At 41.9% G+C, this 13670-nt stretch carries 14 protein-coding genes and 1 tRNA gene; 6 read left to right on the top strand and 9 right to left on the bottom strand.

The features are described 5' to 3' along the window. Nucleotides 1-25: 25 nt before the first annotated feature. The 5 genes from NKMY2_RS05605 to NKMY2_RS05585 form a co-directional block, all read right to left on the bottom strand. The gene (locus NKMY2_RS05605; protein ID WP_042685695.1) at nucleotides 26-2377 is read right to left on the bottom strand and encodes an amino acid permease; all 2352 of its coding nucleotides are present in this window, start codon (nucleotides 2375-2377) and stop codon (nucleotides 26-28) included. A gap of 66 nt (nucleotides 2378-2443) precedes the next feature. After that, nucleotides 2444-2947: a DUF367 family protein gene (locus NKMY2_RS05600; RefSeq protein WP_042685692.1), complete on the bottom strand. Its 504-nt coding sequence runs from the start codon at nucleotides 2945-2947 to the stop codon at nucleotides 2444-2446. Nucleotides 2948-2980: 33 nt separating this feature from the next. Next, nucleotides 2981-6244, bottom strand: a complete 3264-nt coding sequence (locus NKMY2_RS05595; protein WP_052347537.1) for a lamin tail domain-containing protein — start codon at nucleotides 6242-6244, stop codon at nucleotides 2981-2983. A gap of 133 nt (nucleotides 6245-6377) precedes the next feature. After that, on the bottom strand, nucleotides 6378-6635 hold the full coding sequence (locus NKMY2_RS05590; RefSeq protein ID WP_238549780.1) for a hypothetical protein: 258 nt from the start codon (nucleotides 6633-6635) through the stop codon (nucleotides 6378-6380). Between the two features lie 58 nt (nucleotides 6636-6693). Then, nucleotides 6694-6767 (bottom strand) — tRNA-Pro (locus NKMY2_RS05585). Nucleotides 6768-6841: 74 nt separating this feature from the next. Here NKMY2_RS05585 and map point away from each other — a divergent pair. Beyond that, nucleotides 6842-7732 (top strand): type II methionyl aminopeptidase, encoded by an 891-nt coding sequence (map, locus tag NKMY2_RS05580; RefSeq protein WP_042685689.1) that lies wholly within the window; start codon nucleotides 6842-6844, stop codon nucleotides 7730-7732. Here the strand turns inward: map and NKMY2_RS05575 are convergent. Both NKMY2_RS05575 and NKMY2_RS05570 read right to left on the bottom strand, forming a co-directional pair. Continuing rightward, nucleotides 7722-7904, bottom strand: a complete 183-nt coding sequence (locus tag NKMY2_RS05575; RefSeq protein ID WP_042685687.1) for a hypothetical protein — start codon at nucleotides 7902-7904, stop codon at nucleotides 7722-7724. The genes map and NKMY2_RS05575 overlap by 11 nt on opposite strands. Further along, entirely contained in the window at nucleotides 7901-9022 is a 1122-nt protein-coding gene (locus NKMY2_RS05570) for a DUF1512 domain-containing protein (protein WP_238549779.1), read from the bottom strand. Before NKMY2_RS05570 ends, NKMY2_RS05575 begins: the two co-directional genes overlap by 4 nt. Before the next feature lie 140 nt (nucleotides 9023-9162). On the opposite strand from NKMY2_RS05570, the gene NKMY2_RS05565 reads away from it, so the two are divergent. Both NKMY2_RS05565 and NKMY2_RS05560 read left to right on the top strand, forming a co-directional pair. After that, on the top strand, nucleotides 9163-9723 hold the full coding sequence (locus tag NKMY2_RS05565; protein WP_042685681.1) for a TATA-box-binding protein: 561 nt from the start codon (nucleotides 9163-9165) through the stop codon (nucleotides 9721-9723). 54 nt (nucleotides 9724-9777) lie between these two features. Next, nucleotides 9778-10479 carry a PAC2 family protein gene (locus NKMY2_RS05560; RefSeq protein ID WP_042685680.1) on the top strand — a complete coding sequence of 234 codons (702 nt, stop codon included), beginning with the start codon at nucleotides 9778-9780 and terminating at the stop codon, nucleotides 10477-10479. Here the strand turns inward: NKMY2_RS05560 and NKMY2_RS05555 are convergent, their stop codons facing one another. Together NKMY2_RS05555 and NKMY2_RS05550 are read right to left on the bottom strand one after the other, a co-directional pair. Beyond that, entirely contained in the window at nucleotides 10480-10803 is a 324-nt protein-coding gene (locus NKMY2_RS05555) for a tRNA-binding protein (protein ID WP_042685678.1), read from the bottom strand. 27 nt (nucleotides 10804-10830) lie between these two features. Beyond that, nucleotides 10831-11178: a hypothetical protein gene (locus tag NKMY2_RS05550; protein ID WP_042685676.1), complete on the bottom strand. Its 348-nt coding sequence runs from the start codon at nucleotides 11176-11178 to the stop codon at nucleotides 10831-10833. 87 nt (nucleotides 11179-11265) lie between these two features. Between NKMY2_RS05550 and NKMY2_RS10260 the strand changes: the two genes are divergently transcribed. The 3 genes from NKMY2_RS10260 to NKMY2_RS05535 all read left to right on the top strand — a co-directional run bounded on the left by NKMY2_RS10260 (nucleotide 11266) and on the right by NKMY2_RS05535 (nucleotide 13653). Next, nucleotides 11266-11961, top strand: a complete 696-nt coding sequence (locus NKMY2_RS10260) for a hypothetical protein (protein ID WP_052347536.1) — start codon at nucleotides 11266-11268, stop codon at nucleotides 11959-11961. A gap of 71 nt (nucleotides 11962-12032) precedes the next feature. Then, nucleotides 12033-12449: a type II toxin-antitoxin system RatA family toxin gene (locus NKMY2_RS05540; protein ID WP_042685673.1), complete on the top strand. Its 417-nt coding sequence runs from the start codon at nucleotides 12033-12035 to the stop codon at nucleotides 12447-12449. A gap of 1 nt (nucleotide 12450) precedes the next feature. Continuing rightward, nucleotides 12451-13653 (top strand): glycosyltransferase family 2 protein, encoded by a 1203-nt coding sequence (locus NKMY2_RS05535; protein ID WP_042685671.1) that lies wholly within the window; start codon nucleotides 12451-12453, stop codon nucleotides 13651-13653. The last annotated feature ends 17 nt before the right edge of the window (nucleotides 13654-13670 follow it).

The following is a 13670-nucleotide window of genomic DNA, read 5'->3' as shown; positions in this document are numbered from 1 at the left end:
ATACAGTTTTAATTTAATTTGAACATTACTTAAGCTTGGAGTGAAAGTATTCCTCGTCGTACTTGTCCTTGGTGTGTCTTGACTGTAATCGGTGCCCAATGTGCACTAAGTCCACATAGAACCGGTAGACGTGCCTATTTTCCTTTAATCGTGACGACATGATTCTCCAAAATGTTCTTGCGTGAAATTCTGAGAACCTATGGTCTCGCACAATGAATAGTGATTTTTTAGACTTGTCTACTATCTCAAGGGTTTTTGGGCTAAAGGCTTGGTCTGCTTGATTTCCAGCCCCAAGTATGATAATTTCGGATTCTATTTTATCAAAGTTTTCCAACAAGCCAATTGACACATTCTTCGTTTTAGGATAGACTTTTTCAAATGGAACTTTTTTCATTTCCAGATCAAACATCATCTCGTTTATTCTATTCATTATTTCAAGTTCAGTTTGTGGCGACTCGACTACACCTCGCACGACCCTAACTTTGCTATGATATGCAATCGACATCGCGTTTGCGACTCTCAAGCCCAGATCAGAATGCCTTGACTTGTCATACGAAACCACCACATTTGCAAGATCTTCCTCAAAGTTTTTCCCAAATCGCACCCCGACAAAATCACAGGTGGACAGGGACAGTAGCTTTCGGTTGTTTCTCAGAAACGCAAAATCTACTAGCACGATGTTGATCCCTTGCTCCTCAACGGTTGCCAAAATGGCCTCCGTAACATCATGGGATATGCGCACAAGATACCTATGGCGTATTGATTGCGGTATTGATTTTTTGAGACTGATAAAGGACTCGATTTCAGATTCGGCAAATTTGTTTGATACTGCAAGCGGCAGGTGAACCGGAATGTGGGTAACGTTAAGAAACGATATTTCTCCTTCCTTTTCTTGGGCTATCGCGCTTGCGATTTTGAAGAGATTTGCAACGTGCTTTGGATGATAAATTACGAGAATTCGGTAGCCTTTTCTTTCTTGTGGCCCCTGATTATAGATCAAAGGCGCATAGTGTTCAATTTCTTTTTTTGAGGTGTAAAACTTGTAGATTGCAAAGCCAATCACTATCCAGATAATTGCAATTACCCAGCTTTGGGGCTGGGTAAATAACAAATACACTGAAAGGCCCACGGCAGAAAGGGCTCCAAGTATAGGAATTAGTGGGAAGAATGGAGTTTTGAAGCTATAGTCTAGTTTTTTCCCATACAGTCTGCGTATTGTGATTGCAGCATAGTTTACTTGGGCAAACAGAAACAGGAACATCACACTTGCGGCAAAAGCAATCTCTGTAAGGTCAAGGGTTATTGCCATAAACAACATAATCAGACCAGAGGCAATTGTCGAGATTGCAGGAGTTTTGTATTTTGAGTGTATCCTGCCAAAAAGGTGCGGCAGATTGTAATGAGTCCCCATGGCATATGAGACTCGGCTTGAGGAATAGGTAGTTGCGTTCAGGGCCGCAAGCGTTGATACCAACCCTCCCGCAATAACAATTAACGCGCCAAAAGGCAGAAAGTCTTTTGCAGCCTCAATGATTCCAATTTCGCCATGGCTTCCAATGAATTGCCATGATGGCTGATCATACGTTTCAGACGACAGCCCCCCAATGAAAGAGAAGGTAAAGAGAATGTAAATTGCGATTACTACGCAGAGCGAAATCAGTATTGCTCGAGGAATGTTCTTTTTCGGATTTTTTAGTTCGTTTCCAGTCTGTGCAATTACCTCATATCCTTCAAACGCAATAAACGTCAAGCCCATCGCTATTACAAGTCCAGACATTCCCTTTGGGAAGAAATTCGTAAAGTTATCAGGCCAAGAAGGATTTGTAAAGACCATTGCTACAAGTGCTGCAACTATTAACACGCCAATTATCGTGATTTGGGTAATTGTGATGACATTTCCAACTTTGCTAGTAGGGGAGGTTCCCCTGACATTGATAAACGTAAAAATCACGATGGCAAGTGCAGCTAGTCCCTTTTCAAATAATGGCGAGGGCTGAATCAAATTAGTGGTAGTTAGCAGGTGCGCAAAAAACGCCGCAAATGCAACAGCATAAAGACTTCCGGCAATGGTATGTGCAAACCACGACATCCACCCGCTTAGAAACGAGTTTGGTCGCGGAAGGCCTTCTCGTACCCAGCGATATCCACCACCAGTGTCAGGCAAGACTGAGCTTAGTTCAGCATAGGTCAGCGCGGTAAACAGTGTAATGACGCCATTTATCAGAAAGGCAATCATAAGGGCAGGCCCCGCTTCTGCCATGCCAGGTCCCACAAGCACAAATATTGCGCCACCGATCATTGCCGCGACTCCAACCATTACCACATCCAGCAATGTCAGATTTCTTGCAAAACCAGTGTCTGAACTTTCTGAAGCCATGTTACCTACCGTCTGAAAATGGGATTTGCATAAATCCTTACGCTAAACTAGATATTTGTAAATCGGTCAATATTTCTTATCAACAAGCCCATATTCAACCAATAATGGCTCAATTTCTCTTTCCGACTTGATCTCAGAGTAGTCTTTTAGCAAATCCTCATTTAGTTCGTAAAACGTGTGACCCCAATTGAATTTGTCAAGCAAGTCAATTGCAAGTTGCGCATAGCCCAGAATAAAAGCGGCCCCCGCAATCGCCTCGACGGTGGTCAATTTGTTTAGTTTTGAGTAGTTAACGGGGTTTCCCGCAAATAACGGCGGAAGTTTGCGTGGGATTCCAGAAAATCTTCTTGTGAAAGCGCTTTCTGCCAAGTTCCATGAACAGTCAATTCCAGTTATGGATTTTGCGATGGCGGCATCCTGTCTGAGGATTGTCTTTGGTGCAAATGGGTCCAAAATTATCGTATTGCTTTGCGTTTTTGAAACCCCCCTTGCCAGTCCAAATTTCACCAGCTTTGCCGCAGTGCACTTTTTTGGGTCATCTTGCTTTAGCATGAATACTTGGATGTTCATTACAACGAGTTGGTGTTTTTATCGAATATTTTTCTATTGTGCTGAAACGTACGTTATTGTATAATAAAATTTGGAGTACTGGTCTTGTTCCTTTACCAGGTCTACTGTCCAAACGGAATCTTGGATTGTATTCAAATCAGATTCAGGCATAATTGTGAATTTTTCCAATATTGGGCCAGGTCCGGAATACTGCACTTTAAAGCCAGTGCCGTCAATTTGTACAATACTGTAATCAGAATCCAAAGTCCTAGTTGATTTTGATACAAGGCAGTCAGATGTCTGGCCTATGATACATTGGCCACCTTCGGTTAAGAGACGTATGTTGACTTTGGATACCTCGTCACGTTTGACAACAAGTGATCCTTGGAGCACCTTAGGAGACACAGTTTGGTCTTGTATTGTCTTTTCCACCAGAGGTATTTGGATGCTTAAATCAGTTATCCTATTGAACTTCTCTGATATTTTTTTAGGTTGGGTTTCTATTGGTGTGATTTTCTTTTCTACCACCTTGAAAGCTTTTGTAAAGGTGCCAAACTGCGCATCTACTTTTACAACATAGTTGCCAAGAGAGGCAGATTGTGGGATCACGTAATCATATTTGTACGCACCCGAATCATAGTACTTGGACAGGTCGATTTGCTTTCCTCCCAATCCGCAGTACAAAGTTCCACAATTAATTTTATTTTCATCCTCAAGTAAAACTACAAGGTTTAGTTGATCCAAAAATATCACCTTATTGAGACTTCCAGATATGTGGACCGTGTCGCCAGGCAAGTACTCTTCCTTATCGATGTTCAGGGAGAGAGTTAATTTTTCGTCAGTGTTTATCGGAGTGTTATTTTTCACCTCAAATGTTGTCTGCATTATCAGTCTTTGATATATTGCAGTTACTTTGTAAGTGCCGTCTTTGAATACCGTAAGAGGGAGGTCATATGTGGTCTTGAAGTTTCCGCCAGTGTCAAAGTAAAGTTCGGAATTATAGATGAGCTTGTTGGCAGATGTCTTCACCTTCACGTTTACGCGGTCAAGGGTGATGCCTTCACTACCGGTAGTCAGTTGTCTTTTTATCGCGCTTCCACTTATGACAAGTTTCTCGCCGGCACGATACACGGGCTTGTCAGTGGTTACTTCGAGTGGAATTATGCTCAGCGTGTCATTTTCAGGATCTTTTGATACTTTGAAAAACACGTCAAACGTTTCAGACGGGGTTTTTACTGAAATCTTGTATGTCCCAAAAATAGTCGGCCTCTCCCCCCTATAGTTCGGATCAGTGATAAGGTCTAGCTCTTTTTGCGGGATTTGCCAAGTCCAAGAGAACCTGTTGTTCTCAACTTTGCTGCCCCCGCTCACGGTTTTGCCACCGGGTTTTGTAAGTACGATTTGAACCGAAGATTGTCCGGTTGTAATCGACCCATCAAGTTTTACTATTTCTCCCAGCCCGTAGACACTCTTGTCAGTCTTGGCGATGAGTTTTTTGTTGCCTATGTCAAGCGAATCTATCACGGCAAACATTGTCGATGTTTCTTTTCCATCGTATGTCGCAGTTATGACATAGTTTCCAGGTAAGAATACGGATTTGGTAACAGTCGCGTCTATTTTGTAATTGCCAGCTATGTCAGGCACTGCCGAAAACGAGTATGACTTTATTTGCGGATCGGTACTTGGCTTTCCTGCGGTTTTGCCTTGCCCGATAAAGGTGAGCGGTTTGCCATTTTCAGTTGATATCGTGACATAGACAGGAATTGCCTCATAGCTGCTTCTTGTTTTTGGGATCACGTGTCCCACAATGACTAGCTTATCTCCAATATCATAAGTTGCCTGTTCAGTAGATACAAAGTTCTTATTTTCAGTTTCAGAGTATGCAGTCGGATCCTCTACAATGTTAAAGTATGCAACAGACTTGCCAAATTCTTTTGAAACTGTCACGCGGTAATCGCCAAGGGTCATAGTAGGCGAGGAAATTTTGAATTCGAACGTGTCATCGCCTTTAAGTGATATTTGTCCAGTCATTTTGAAAGCATTCTTTGTTTCTTTGCCAGACGATGCACCGGTTTGCAACACCTCCAAGTCCAGCGCCACAACATGCTTGCTGCTTCGTCCAGATATGACAACAGGCTCTCCAAGCCCATAGTATTTTTTGTCAGTTACAAGTACGATTGGTTCTGTACTTGTCACAGTCTGCAGAAGCTCAAACGAGGTTTCAGAGTGCTGTGTCCCATAGTCTGCAACGACATGATATGTTCCAAAGACAGGGTTTACGGTAGTCATGAACACGTTTGCTAAGAATTTTCCTTCGGTTGGGTACAGACTTCCAGCGTAAATTTGGTTTCCTTTTGGATCATACACAGATAGTTTGAGCCCCTCAAAGGAGAATATTTTGGTAGTTGACGCTGAAAGTAATACGGTCTGACCTGGAATGTATGCAGATTTGTCAGCCATTATCGACAGCTCAGAAATATCGGCATTTGGATTTGCAGCTATTTCGTCACCGACAGATAACAGTACAGAGCTAGATCCAGCGCCATAGGATACTGTAACATCATAGGTTCCTTCAGTCACTCCCAGAGCTTTGTCCAGTTTGATTGAGGTTTTGAATTTAAGATTAAGATCAGGATACATCGTAATAGTTTTGTGAAAGCTGCCCGGTCCATCGATTGTGATTATCAGCTGTTGCTGTGAAAAAAACGGCTTTTCTTGGGATATGCGCTTTGAGACATTCCCAGTTATGATTGCAGTTTCGTCAAAAACATATGAGCGCTTGTCGACATTTACAAAGACTATCGCATCCCCATTACCAGCAGATGTTGTTTCAGGAGATCCATTTGAGGATCCCACAGAAGACATTCTGAATATCCAATCGTTTGACGTGTTAGTATCAAGTCCGTCATATTTTCTCTGCCATGATGAGAAGTCATTTTTTTGATCAGTCATCACCAGAGTTTCATCAATTATTTCTCCAGACTTGTTCTTTAGCTGAACTTTTTCTGAGACATCAACGAACCACAAGTTCGTATAAGAATAAACTAGAAACTGCCCAGGTTTTATTACAGAGCCGGCCGGGATTGTTAGTGTCTTTTTTGTTGCAGTAGTCGATGCGATTTTCCATCCCCCGATGTCGACATTTTGATCTGTCGGGTTGTACAGTTCAACCCATTCGGAGATGGTTTTTGCATCATCGTTTGGAGGGTTTGTATCAACTTCGTTGATTACAACGTTTGAGGTTTCTTGAGCGTACGCATATACAATTCCTGAAAATGCGAAAATCAGAAATATTGCCAATATTGATAATGTCTTCATTTTTTTGTTTACCTACACTTTTTCTGTCCATTTTATTATCATTTTAGATCTTATTTGAGCAAAAGTTGAGCTAGTTGTTAATGTGAGATGCATCTGTATTAGAATGGTCATTTTGGTTAAAAAATGGTGCGTATCAGTTATCATTACGCCAGTTTGTATCACAGTTAGGACACTTGCCGCCTTCGATTTTTGAGCCACAGTCGGCACACATTCCCTGCCCCAGTTGCGTTGCAATGGATTGCTTTCGTTTTCCCACATATACCTTGATTCCAACATAAATTGCGACTGCTATTATTACAGAGTAAATTAGCGGCAGTCCAGCCCCAAGCAGTCCTATCATAAAGAACATGACACCCACAATCAGAAGCAGTTCGCGTTTATCGTAAGCCAATCAGGCTGTCTGAGACGTGTTGATTAAAAAATCATGTGTTAATGCTGGAATAATAAAATGGGATCGGCCGGATTTGAACCGACGACCTCAGGTACCCAAAACCCGAATCATACCAAGCTAGACCACGATCCCGCTGTGTGTGCAGCTTTTTCTCCCCAATTTAAGCTTCACATGATTTTAAATAATATGCAAAATCAGTCCAGCCATTGCAAATTGATGATTATATCAAGGCAGGAAAAATAGCGTCAGAGGTAAGAGAGTTTGCGAGGACCAAAAACTGGGTAGGAAAGACACTCTACGAAATCTGCGAGTCAGTAGAAAACGAAATCAGATCCCGCGGAGGCAAGTGCGCTTTTCCAGTAAACACAAGTCTAAACGAACTTGCGGCACATTACACCGCAGAGCCAAATGATCCCAAAGTCCTAACAGACACAGACCTCATCAAGATTGATCTGGGTGTGCAAATAAACGGATACATTGCAGACACTGCAGTAAGCATCTCCTATGATTCAGAGTTTGACATGCTGGTGAGAACTGCAGAGGAATCCCTGAAGAACGCAATGTCGATGGTAAAGGAAGGGGTAAGGTCAAGTGACATCGGAAGGATGATTGAAAAGACAGTAAAACAAAACGGACTAATCCCAATTGCAAACCTAAGCGGACACTCTCTTGAACAGTATACCATTCATGCTGGAAAATCGATTCCAAACATTTGGTCAATTGGCTCATTTTCCCTATCTGTAAAAGAAACGTATGCCTGCGAACCGTTCGTTACAACGGCAAAGGGCCTAGGCTTTGTCAGAGAGGGCAAGACAAGAAACATCTTCGGCCTAGTGTCAAAGAAAAAAACTAAAAACGAAAAGGCAAACAAATTACTGGATTACATCTGGGAAAATTTCAACATGCTCCCATTTGCACTCAGATGGATTACAAAGGAGATGGATGAAAAGGAAGCAAGATTACTGCTTGAGGATCTTATCAAAAACAAAGTTGTTCGCGCATACCCAGTGCTAATTGAGGCAAACGAGCAACGCGTTGCGCAGGCAGAACACACATTCATCCCAACACCGACAGGCGCAATCGTAACTACGCTGTAGGTTCGCCAAAAATTTTTGCAATGTTCATTGGAACGTTGCACGACGGACACTTTGACGATTCAACAAAAAGGCAGTCACCCTGCTTAAATTTTCTTTTTGATTCTTTTTTGCACGACGGACACTTTTCCACAGTGTATGCAACTATTTTCTTTTCTTTTTTTGAGAATATCATTGTGGCACTCCCAGGGTGTTTCCAACACCCACAATTAGAGCGCTTTGATTCGGCTTTGTGTTTTCAAGTATAATCTGAAATACCTGAGATTCTACAGACTCTGCCTTGTCAGATATTTGCTTTGTCATTAGCGTGATTGCCTCTTTGACGGATTGTTTTATTACAACTGCATAAATCGGAATGTTATTTTTTGTTGCAATTTCTTCGATTTGGAATCTATCGGTTCCAATTCCTCCAATTGCAGCCCCAAATCCTTGCGCCACAGAACCCGAGTCCTCGCCCTCAAGCTTCAACGCAGCGTCAATCATCACAATTATGTCAGGCTTGTTTTTCAAAACCAGAAGCTCCACTGCGTCCCCTGGCCTTCCAACGGTCGCAGTTGGGCCCTCTGCCTTCAACAGGTACAGCTTTCGCTGCTCGAATTCTTTTTCTGCGCATACTGTTTCAAAGGTAATCGTTTTTTTCTCCGTCCCGAGCATCATTTTTCCAACAACCATGGGGCCTATTCCGTCGCCAATTGGCTGTCCTTGCTTTAATGCAGACACTGCATCCCTCAGGGCGCTTGCCTGTTCCATGATAAACGGGATCATCATTTGGAGCGGCAAGATCAGCGGAAAATTATTCTGCTTTTTTGCAGTGAGGAAGAGATGTCTGACTAGCTTATGCAGGAGATGAAGTGATGTGGTCACCTCAAGCAGGTTTTGTACTTTGCTTACCTCAAGAGCATCCATGTTCGGGGAAAGCGATTTTACTTGTTGCCTTGTATAGTCCTCCCTTGATCTGAGGAGATGTTTTATTTTTGGAATTATTCCGTTTGGATCAAAATCAACTGGCATTATGGTAAAGTATTCCAAGAACCCGTCTATCTTTTTTGCAGCATCAGGTGTAGCTTTTAGATTTGTTTGAAGGTAGTCAAGTAGTTCTTTTTTCGACTCTTCTTTGTATTTTACAAGTTTTGCGATGTTTTTGCTAATTTCCCCAGATGTGATTTGAAGTTGAATTCGCTGCCCATAAAACATGAAAACTACAATCGGGACTATCCACACAAGCCACATTATTGGATTGGAGTTGTCTGTTGAGCTAAACAGCTTGTCAGGATCAATGTCAGTAAAATTCAATTCAATCAAACGATCCAATTTACCAAATTAAATGATTTGTATGATAAAGTAATAATCAGCAAAATTTCAAAGAAATTGTCTGGCGGGTAAATAATTAGAAAGTGCTCTTTATATAGCCAAGCTAATTCAAGTGGTAACGTATGCCACAAACAAAGCCGATTGTAAGTATTGAAAATGTGGTTGCTTCTGCATCGGTGGATCAGAAAATGGATCTAAATGAGATTACCCGTAATTTTCCGGATGTAGAATATCATCCGGATCAGTTTCCAGGATTAGTATTTCGTCTAAAAAGTCCAAAGACAGCTACTTTGATTTTCACATCAGGCAAGATGGTATGCACTGGTGCCAAATCAGAAGAAATGGCAAGAAGTGCAGTAAAATCAGTTGTCCAAAAGCTAAGAAAGGGAGGAATCAAAGTGAAAAAGGACGCAGTAGTCGACATCCAAAACATAGTTGCGTCGATTAACCTGGGAGGCAAGATTCACCTAGAGCAGGCAGCAAGAACCCTCCCAAGAAGCATGTACGAGCCAGAACAGTTTCCAGGATTAATTCACAGAATGCTTGACCCAAAGACAGTGATCTTGCTTTTCTCATCAGGAAAGCTAGTCTGCACAGGAGCAAAAAAAGAGCCTGACGTGTACAGATCCGTAAACAACCTACATTCGCTACTAGAAGAAAAAGATCTAATGATTTACGATTAGACAGGGTCACAATTTAGAAGTAAAGTGCATATACTATCACACCATATTTATCTAATGCAAGTCGAAACTATCGAAAATTTTAAGCTAAAAAACATCACTTTGATTTCGTCGCTGCCAGACATGGGCAAGGTGGGAGGTTTGGTAACACACCACATTGCAGAAAAGATAGGCGCAAGGGTTGCCGCAAAGATAATTTTGGCAGACAAGCCGTGGGTAAATCACAAAGACGGTTTGGTCGAACTGCCGCATGACGAGTACAAGCTGTTAGTAGATGAGAAGAACTCGCTTGTTATTTTCACAGGAGAAAACCAGCCCCAAGAACCAGCCACGGTATTTGAATTGGTAAACTTTGTAATCGAAATGGTACAAAAATGGGGAAATATCAAGACCGTAATTTCATCTGGCGGATACATACCACTGCAAAAAGGATATGGGAATGATGTGTTTGGAGTTGCCAACAATCAGGAATCATTAGAATTGTTAAAGACGCACAATGTCAAATTACTCGGAGACGATGTAAAGAGCATCACGTGGTTTAATGGACTTGTTCTTGGAATTGCAAAAAACAAGGGCATCAACGGAATTGGTCTTTTTGGCGAGATATATGATGCCGAACTGCCACAGCACAAGGCGGCAAAAAACATTGTAAATACAATTGGAAAACTTTTGAGACTTGAGATAAACACGGACGAACTAGAACAGAAAATTACCGAGCAGCCAATTGAGATAAAAAAGGAAGCCCCGGGAATAGGATAGCTACTTTATTTTTGTGCCAAGCGGAACGGATTCGTCAACGGTAAGCCAGAACGGTTTTTCATTGCTGTCTGCTGCAAGAAGCATTGCGTTTGACTCAACACCGCCAACAGTCTTCGATTCAAGATTCGTTATCGCGATCACCGTTTTGCCAACTAGTTCTTCTGGCGTAAAAAACTGCGCGCCCCCTATTATCAAACTGCGTGTTTCCCCTCCAAGGTCAATGGTTCCTTTGATTATCTTTGTCTTGCCAGGAATTCTCTCAGTTGAGATAATTTTGGCAACTTGTATCTCCAGCTTTGCAAAATCATCATATGTTATTGTCATGTCAAATCCCTTTTCATAGAACCAGAATTAACTTGCAAGTGCTCGTTTTTGTTCGGCTCTGATTTTCTTGATCACAAGGTCAAATCTGCTGAGCGGCACGATTTTGATCGTGTTATATTTTGACATGCCTATCTCGATGCACAGTTTTTCTATGTCGTGAGCATTCTTTGCCTCAAAGATTAGTGTCCATTGGTGCTCCAAGACTGAGACGTAAAACTCAACTAATCTTTTAATGTCAAATGTTTTCAGATTTTTTTTTATTTTCGAGTCCAGATGTAAAAAGATCTGCTTGCTATCGTTGTTGTTTAGAGGACAGGATTCGGGGCTGTGGACTGCAGTCACGCTAAAGAGGAAATAGTCAGAATCTTGCACCATCACTTACCCTGTTGTGAAATATTATTTGTATATTACGATAGCAAAACAACACAATTAATTTATGTAAAAACACTATGAAAAAGCCGTATGGGGCAGTTTTTTACAGACGATATTGATGCCTTGTTAAAATCAGGCCATGGTGATTATGGACGCCTATCACGGATCAAGGCGGACTTTGAGACAAAAAAACTCGTTACAATAGACGACAGGAGATACGTAGAGGGGCTAATTGCCAGATATTTGCAACCGGCCACACAAGATGAAAAACCAGAGAGAATTGTAAAAATTCCTGAAAAACGCATTGTTCCCCCACCGCCCCCGCCAGTCAATGTGCCTGAGGCAAAATATCAAAAGGTAATAGTTGAAAAACCAATTGAGAGGATAGCGGGCGGGAAAAAGACAAAAAACATCGTAATCAGCGTCGCCTCGGTTGTTTTTGCCGTTTTGATAATCAGCGTAGTGGCTATGAATCAGGACAACATTGCAATAATTGGGCCAAGCGCCAAAGCGATAGAGACAGATCAGACATCGTACGCAAAAGGAGACATCATATCAATTTCAGGAAATGCAGAATCCACAATCACAGAACTTATGATAAATGATCCAGACGGGCAAAAAGTATGGACTGAGATAGTCAAAGTAAAGGCAGACGGCAAGTTTTCAACTTTGGTCATTGCAGGCGGAAACGGATGGGAAAAAGCTGGAAAATACACAGTAGTGTCATCTGCAGACGGGAAAACTGAGAAAACGGTTTTTGATTTTAACCCAAACGAAGCGCCTTAGACGAGACGCTCTCAAACCAACAGTCAGTCGAGTCATTAAGACTAATATTTTGGCTTAAATGATTTGGCAGTATGGCAACAATCGAGGCATCCACTACGATAAATGCCCCAGTTGACAAAGTCTGGGATTTTGTTTCAGACATAGACAGTGAGCCAAAATATTGGAAGGGGACAAAACAAGTACGCAATATTTCAAAGGAAGGCAACAAGGTAACAAGAGAGGTCACAATCGCATTCAAGGATTCAAAGTGCATGCAAACTGTGACATTTTATCCAAAAGAAAAAATCATTGCAGAATTTACAGAAGGAATTCTAATTGGGACAAAGACAATACGACTTGTGCCTCACGAGGGAGGCACCAGGATTGATGCCACATGGGACATCAAGCTTTCAGGCATGATGGGAATGTTCACAGGCATGATCAAAAAGCACGTAAAAAGCGGCACCGAGCAGGCGCTTGAATCAATAAAGCAAGAAATCGAGAAGTAAGATGGATTTTCTGGACATCGTAAATTACGCGTTTATCGCAATATTAATTGGCGTATCTGGCGCATGGGTGTTTCTGATAAAATCAATGTTATCGTCATTTAGAAACACGCCGTACTTGGACAAATTTCCTCAAAAAGATCACAAAACACCCAAAGTATCAGTCATCCTACCGGCAAGAAATGAAGAAGGGTTTATTGAAAAATGTCTTGATTCACTGTTAGACCAAGACTATGCAAACTACGAGATAATTGCAATTGATGATTCGTCTACAGATTCAACTGGTAGCATAATCAGAAACTATGCAACAAAAGATTCCAGAGTGATTCACGTTAGTGCAAGGCCAAAGCCCGACGGATGGATGGGAAAGAACTGGGCATGCATGGAAGGATATGCGGCGGCAACTGGTGAGATTTTGTTATTTACAGATTCTGACACAACACATTCAAGAAATGTAATTTCGCTTGCCGTTGCCCATCTTTTGTCGTATGATCTTGACGCGTTAACAGCAATTCCAAAAATGGTCTGCCTTGACAACTGGACTAGGATCACACTGCCAATGCTATCAACGTTTTTGCACACGCGGTTTTCCGCACTCAGAGTAAACGATCCTTCAAAAAAGACAGGGTATTTTTTCGGGAGCTTCTTCATAATTAAAAAAAACACATACGAGAAAGTAGGGATGCATCAAGGAGTGCGACAGGAGATAATCGAAGACGGCGCACTTGGGAAGAAGGTAAAGGAATCAGGATTCAAAATGAAGATGGTAAGAGGAGATCACCTGATCAACGCAGTTTGGGCAAGAGACAGGTCCACACTCTGGAACGCGTTAAAGCGACTCATGATACCGCTTTACTTACAAAACGCCAGAATCGCAGTCGGGATATTTTTTGCAGTGCTGTTCCTGCTTTTCATGCCTTTTCCACTGCTTGCATATTCGTCGGTATTCTTAGGGCATTCAGAGTCGTTTCCTGCCCTTTTCATAGTGTCGATTGTTTCATCAGGCCTGATTTATGCAGCAGGCATGCTTGACGCACGAGAGTTGCACATCAGATTTTGGCACGCACTGTGCAGTCCACTTGGCAGTTTGATAATCGTGAGCGGATTCCTAAGTGGAATTTTACAAGCTAAGAGAAGCGGGTCAGTATCGTGGAGAGGCAGAGCATATTCCATGAAAGATCATATGCAAAATTCAATCAGCGTCTAAGTAAAGATTATAGAGCA

The organism is Candidatus Nitrosotenuis chungbukensis, from assembly GCF_000685395.1.
Lineage (GTDB): Archaea > Thermoproteota > Nitrososphaeria > Nitrososphaerales > Nitrosopumilaceae > Nitrosotenuis > Nitrosotenuis chungbukensis.
Note: the sequence above shows the minus strand (reverse complement) of the source record. Positions and strands in the feature narration are given on the sequence as shown.

Coding starts and splice junctions, on each gene's coding strand:
- NKMY2_RS05605 (WP_042685695.1), bottom strand. CDS start 2,377: ATGGCTTCAGAAAGTTCAGACACTGGTTTTGCAAGAAATCTGACATTG.
- NKMY2_RS05600 (WP_042685692.1), bottom strand. CDS start 2,947: ATGAACATCCAAGTATTCATGCTAAAGCAAGATGACCCAAAAAAGTGC.
- NKMY2_RS05595 (WP_052347537.1), bottom strand. CDS start 6,244: ATGAAGACATTATCAATATTGGCAATATTTCTGATTTTCGCATTTTCA.
- NKMY2_RS05575 (WP_042685687.1), bottom strand. CDS start 7,904: ATGATATTCTCAAAAAAAGAAAAGAAAATAGTTGCATACACTGTGGAA.
- NKMY2_RS05565 (WP_042685681.1), top strand. CDS start 9,163: ATGCCACAAACAAAGCCGATTGTAAGTATTGAAAATGTGGTTGCTTCT.
- NKMY2_RS05560 (WP_042685680.1), top strand. CDS start 9,778: ATGCAAGTCGAAACTATCGAAAATTTTAAGCTAAAAAACATCACTTTG.
- NKMY2_RS05555 (WP_042685678.1), bottom strand. CDS start 10,803: ATGACAATAACATATGATGATTTTGCAAAGCTGGAGATACAAGTTGCC.
- NKMY2_RS05550 (WP_042685676.1), bottom strand. CDS start 11,178: ATGGTGCAAGATTCTGACTATTTCCTCTTTAGCGTGACTGCAGTCCAC.
- NKMY2_RS10260 (WP_052347536.1), top strand. CDS start 11,266: ATGGGGCAGTTTTTTACAGACGATATTGATGCCTTGTTAAAATCAGGC.
- NKMY2_RS05540 (WP_042685673.1), top strand. CDS start 12,033: ATGGCAACAATCGAGGCATCCACTACGATAAATGCCCCAGTTGACAAA.
- NKMY2_RS05535 (WP_042685671.1), top strand. CDS start 12,451: ATGGATTTTCTGGACATCGTAAATTACGCGTTTATCGCAATATTAATT.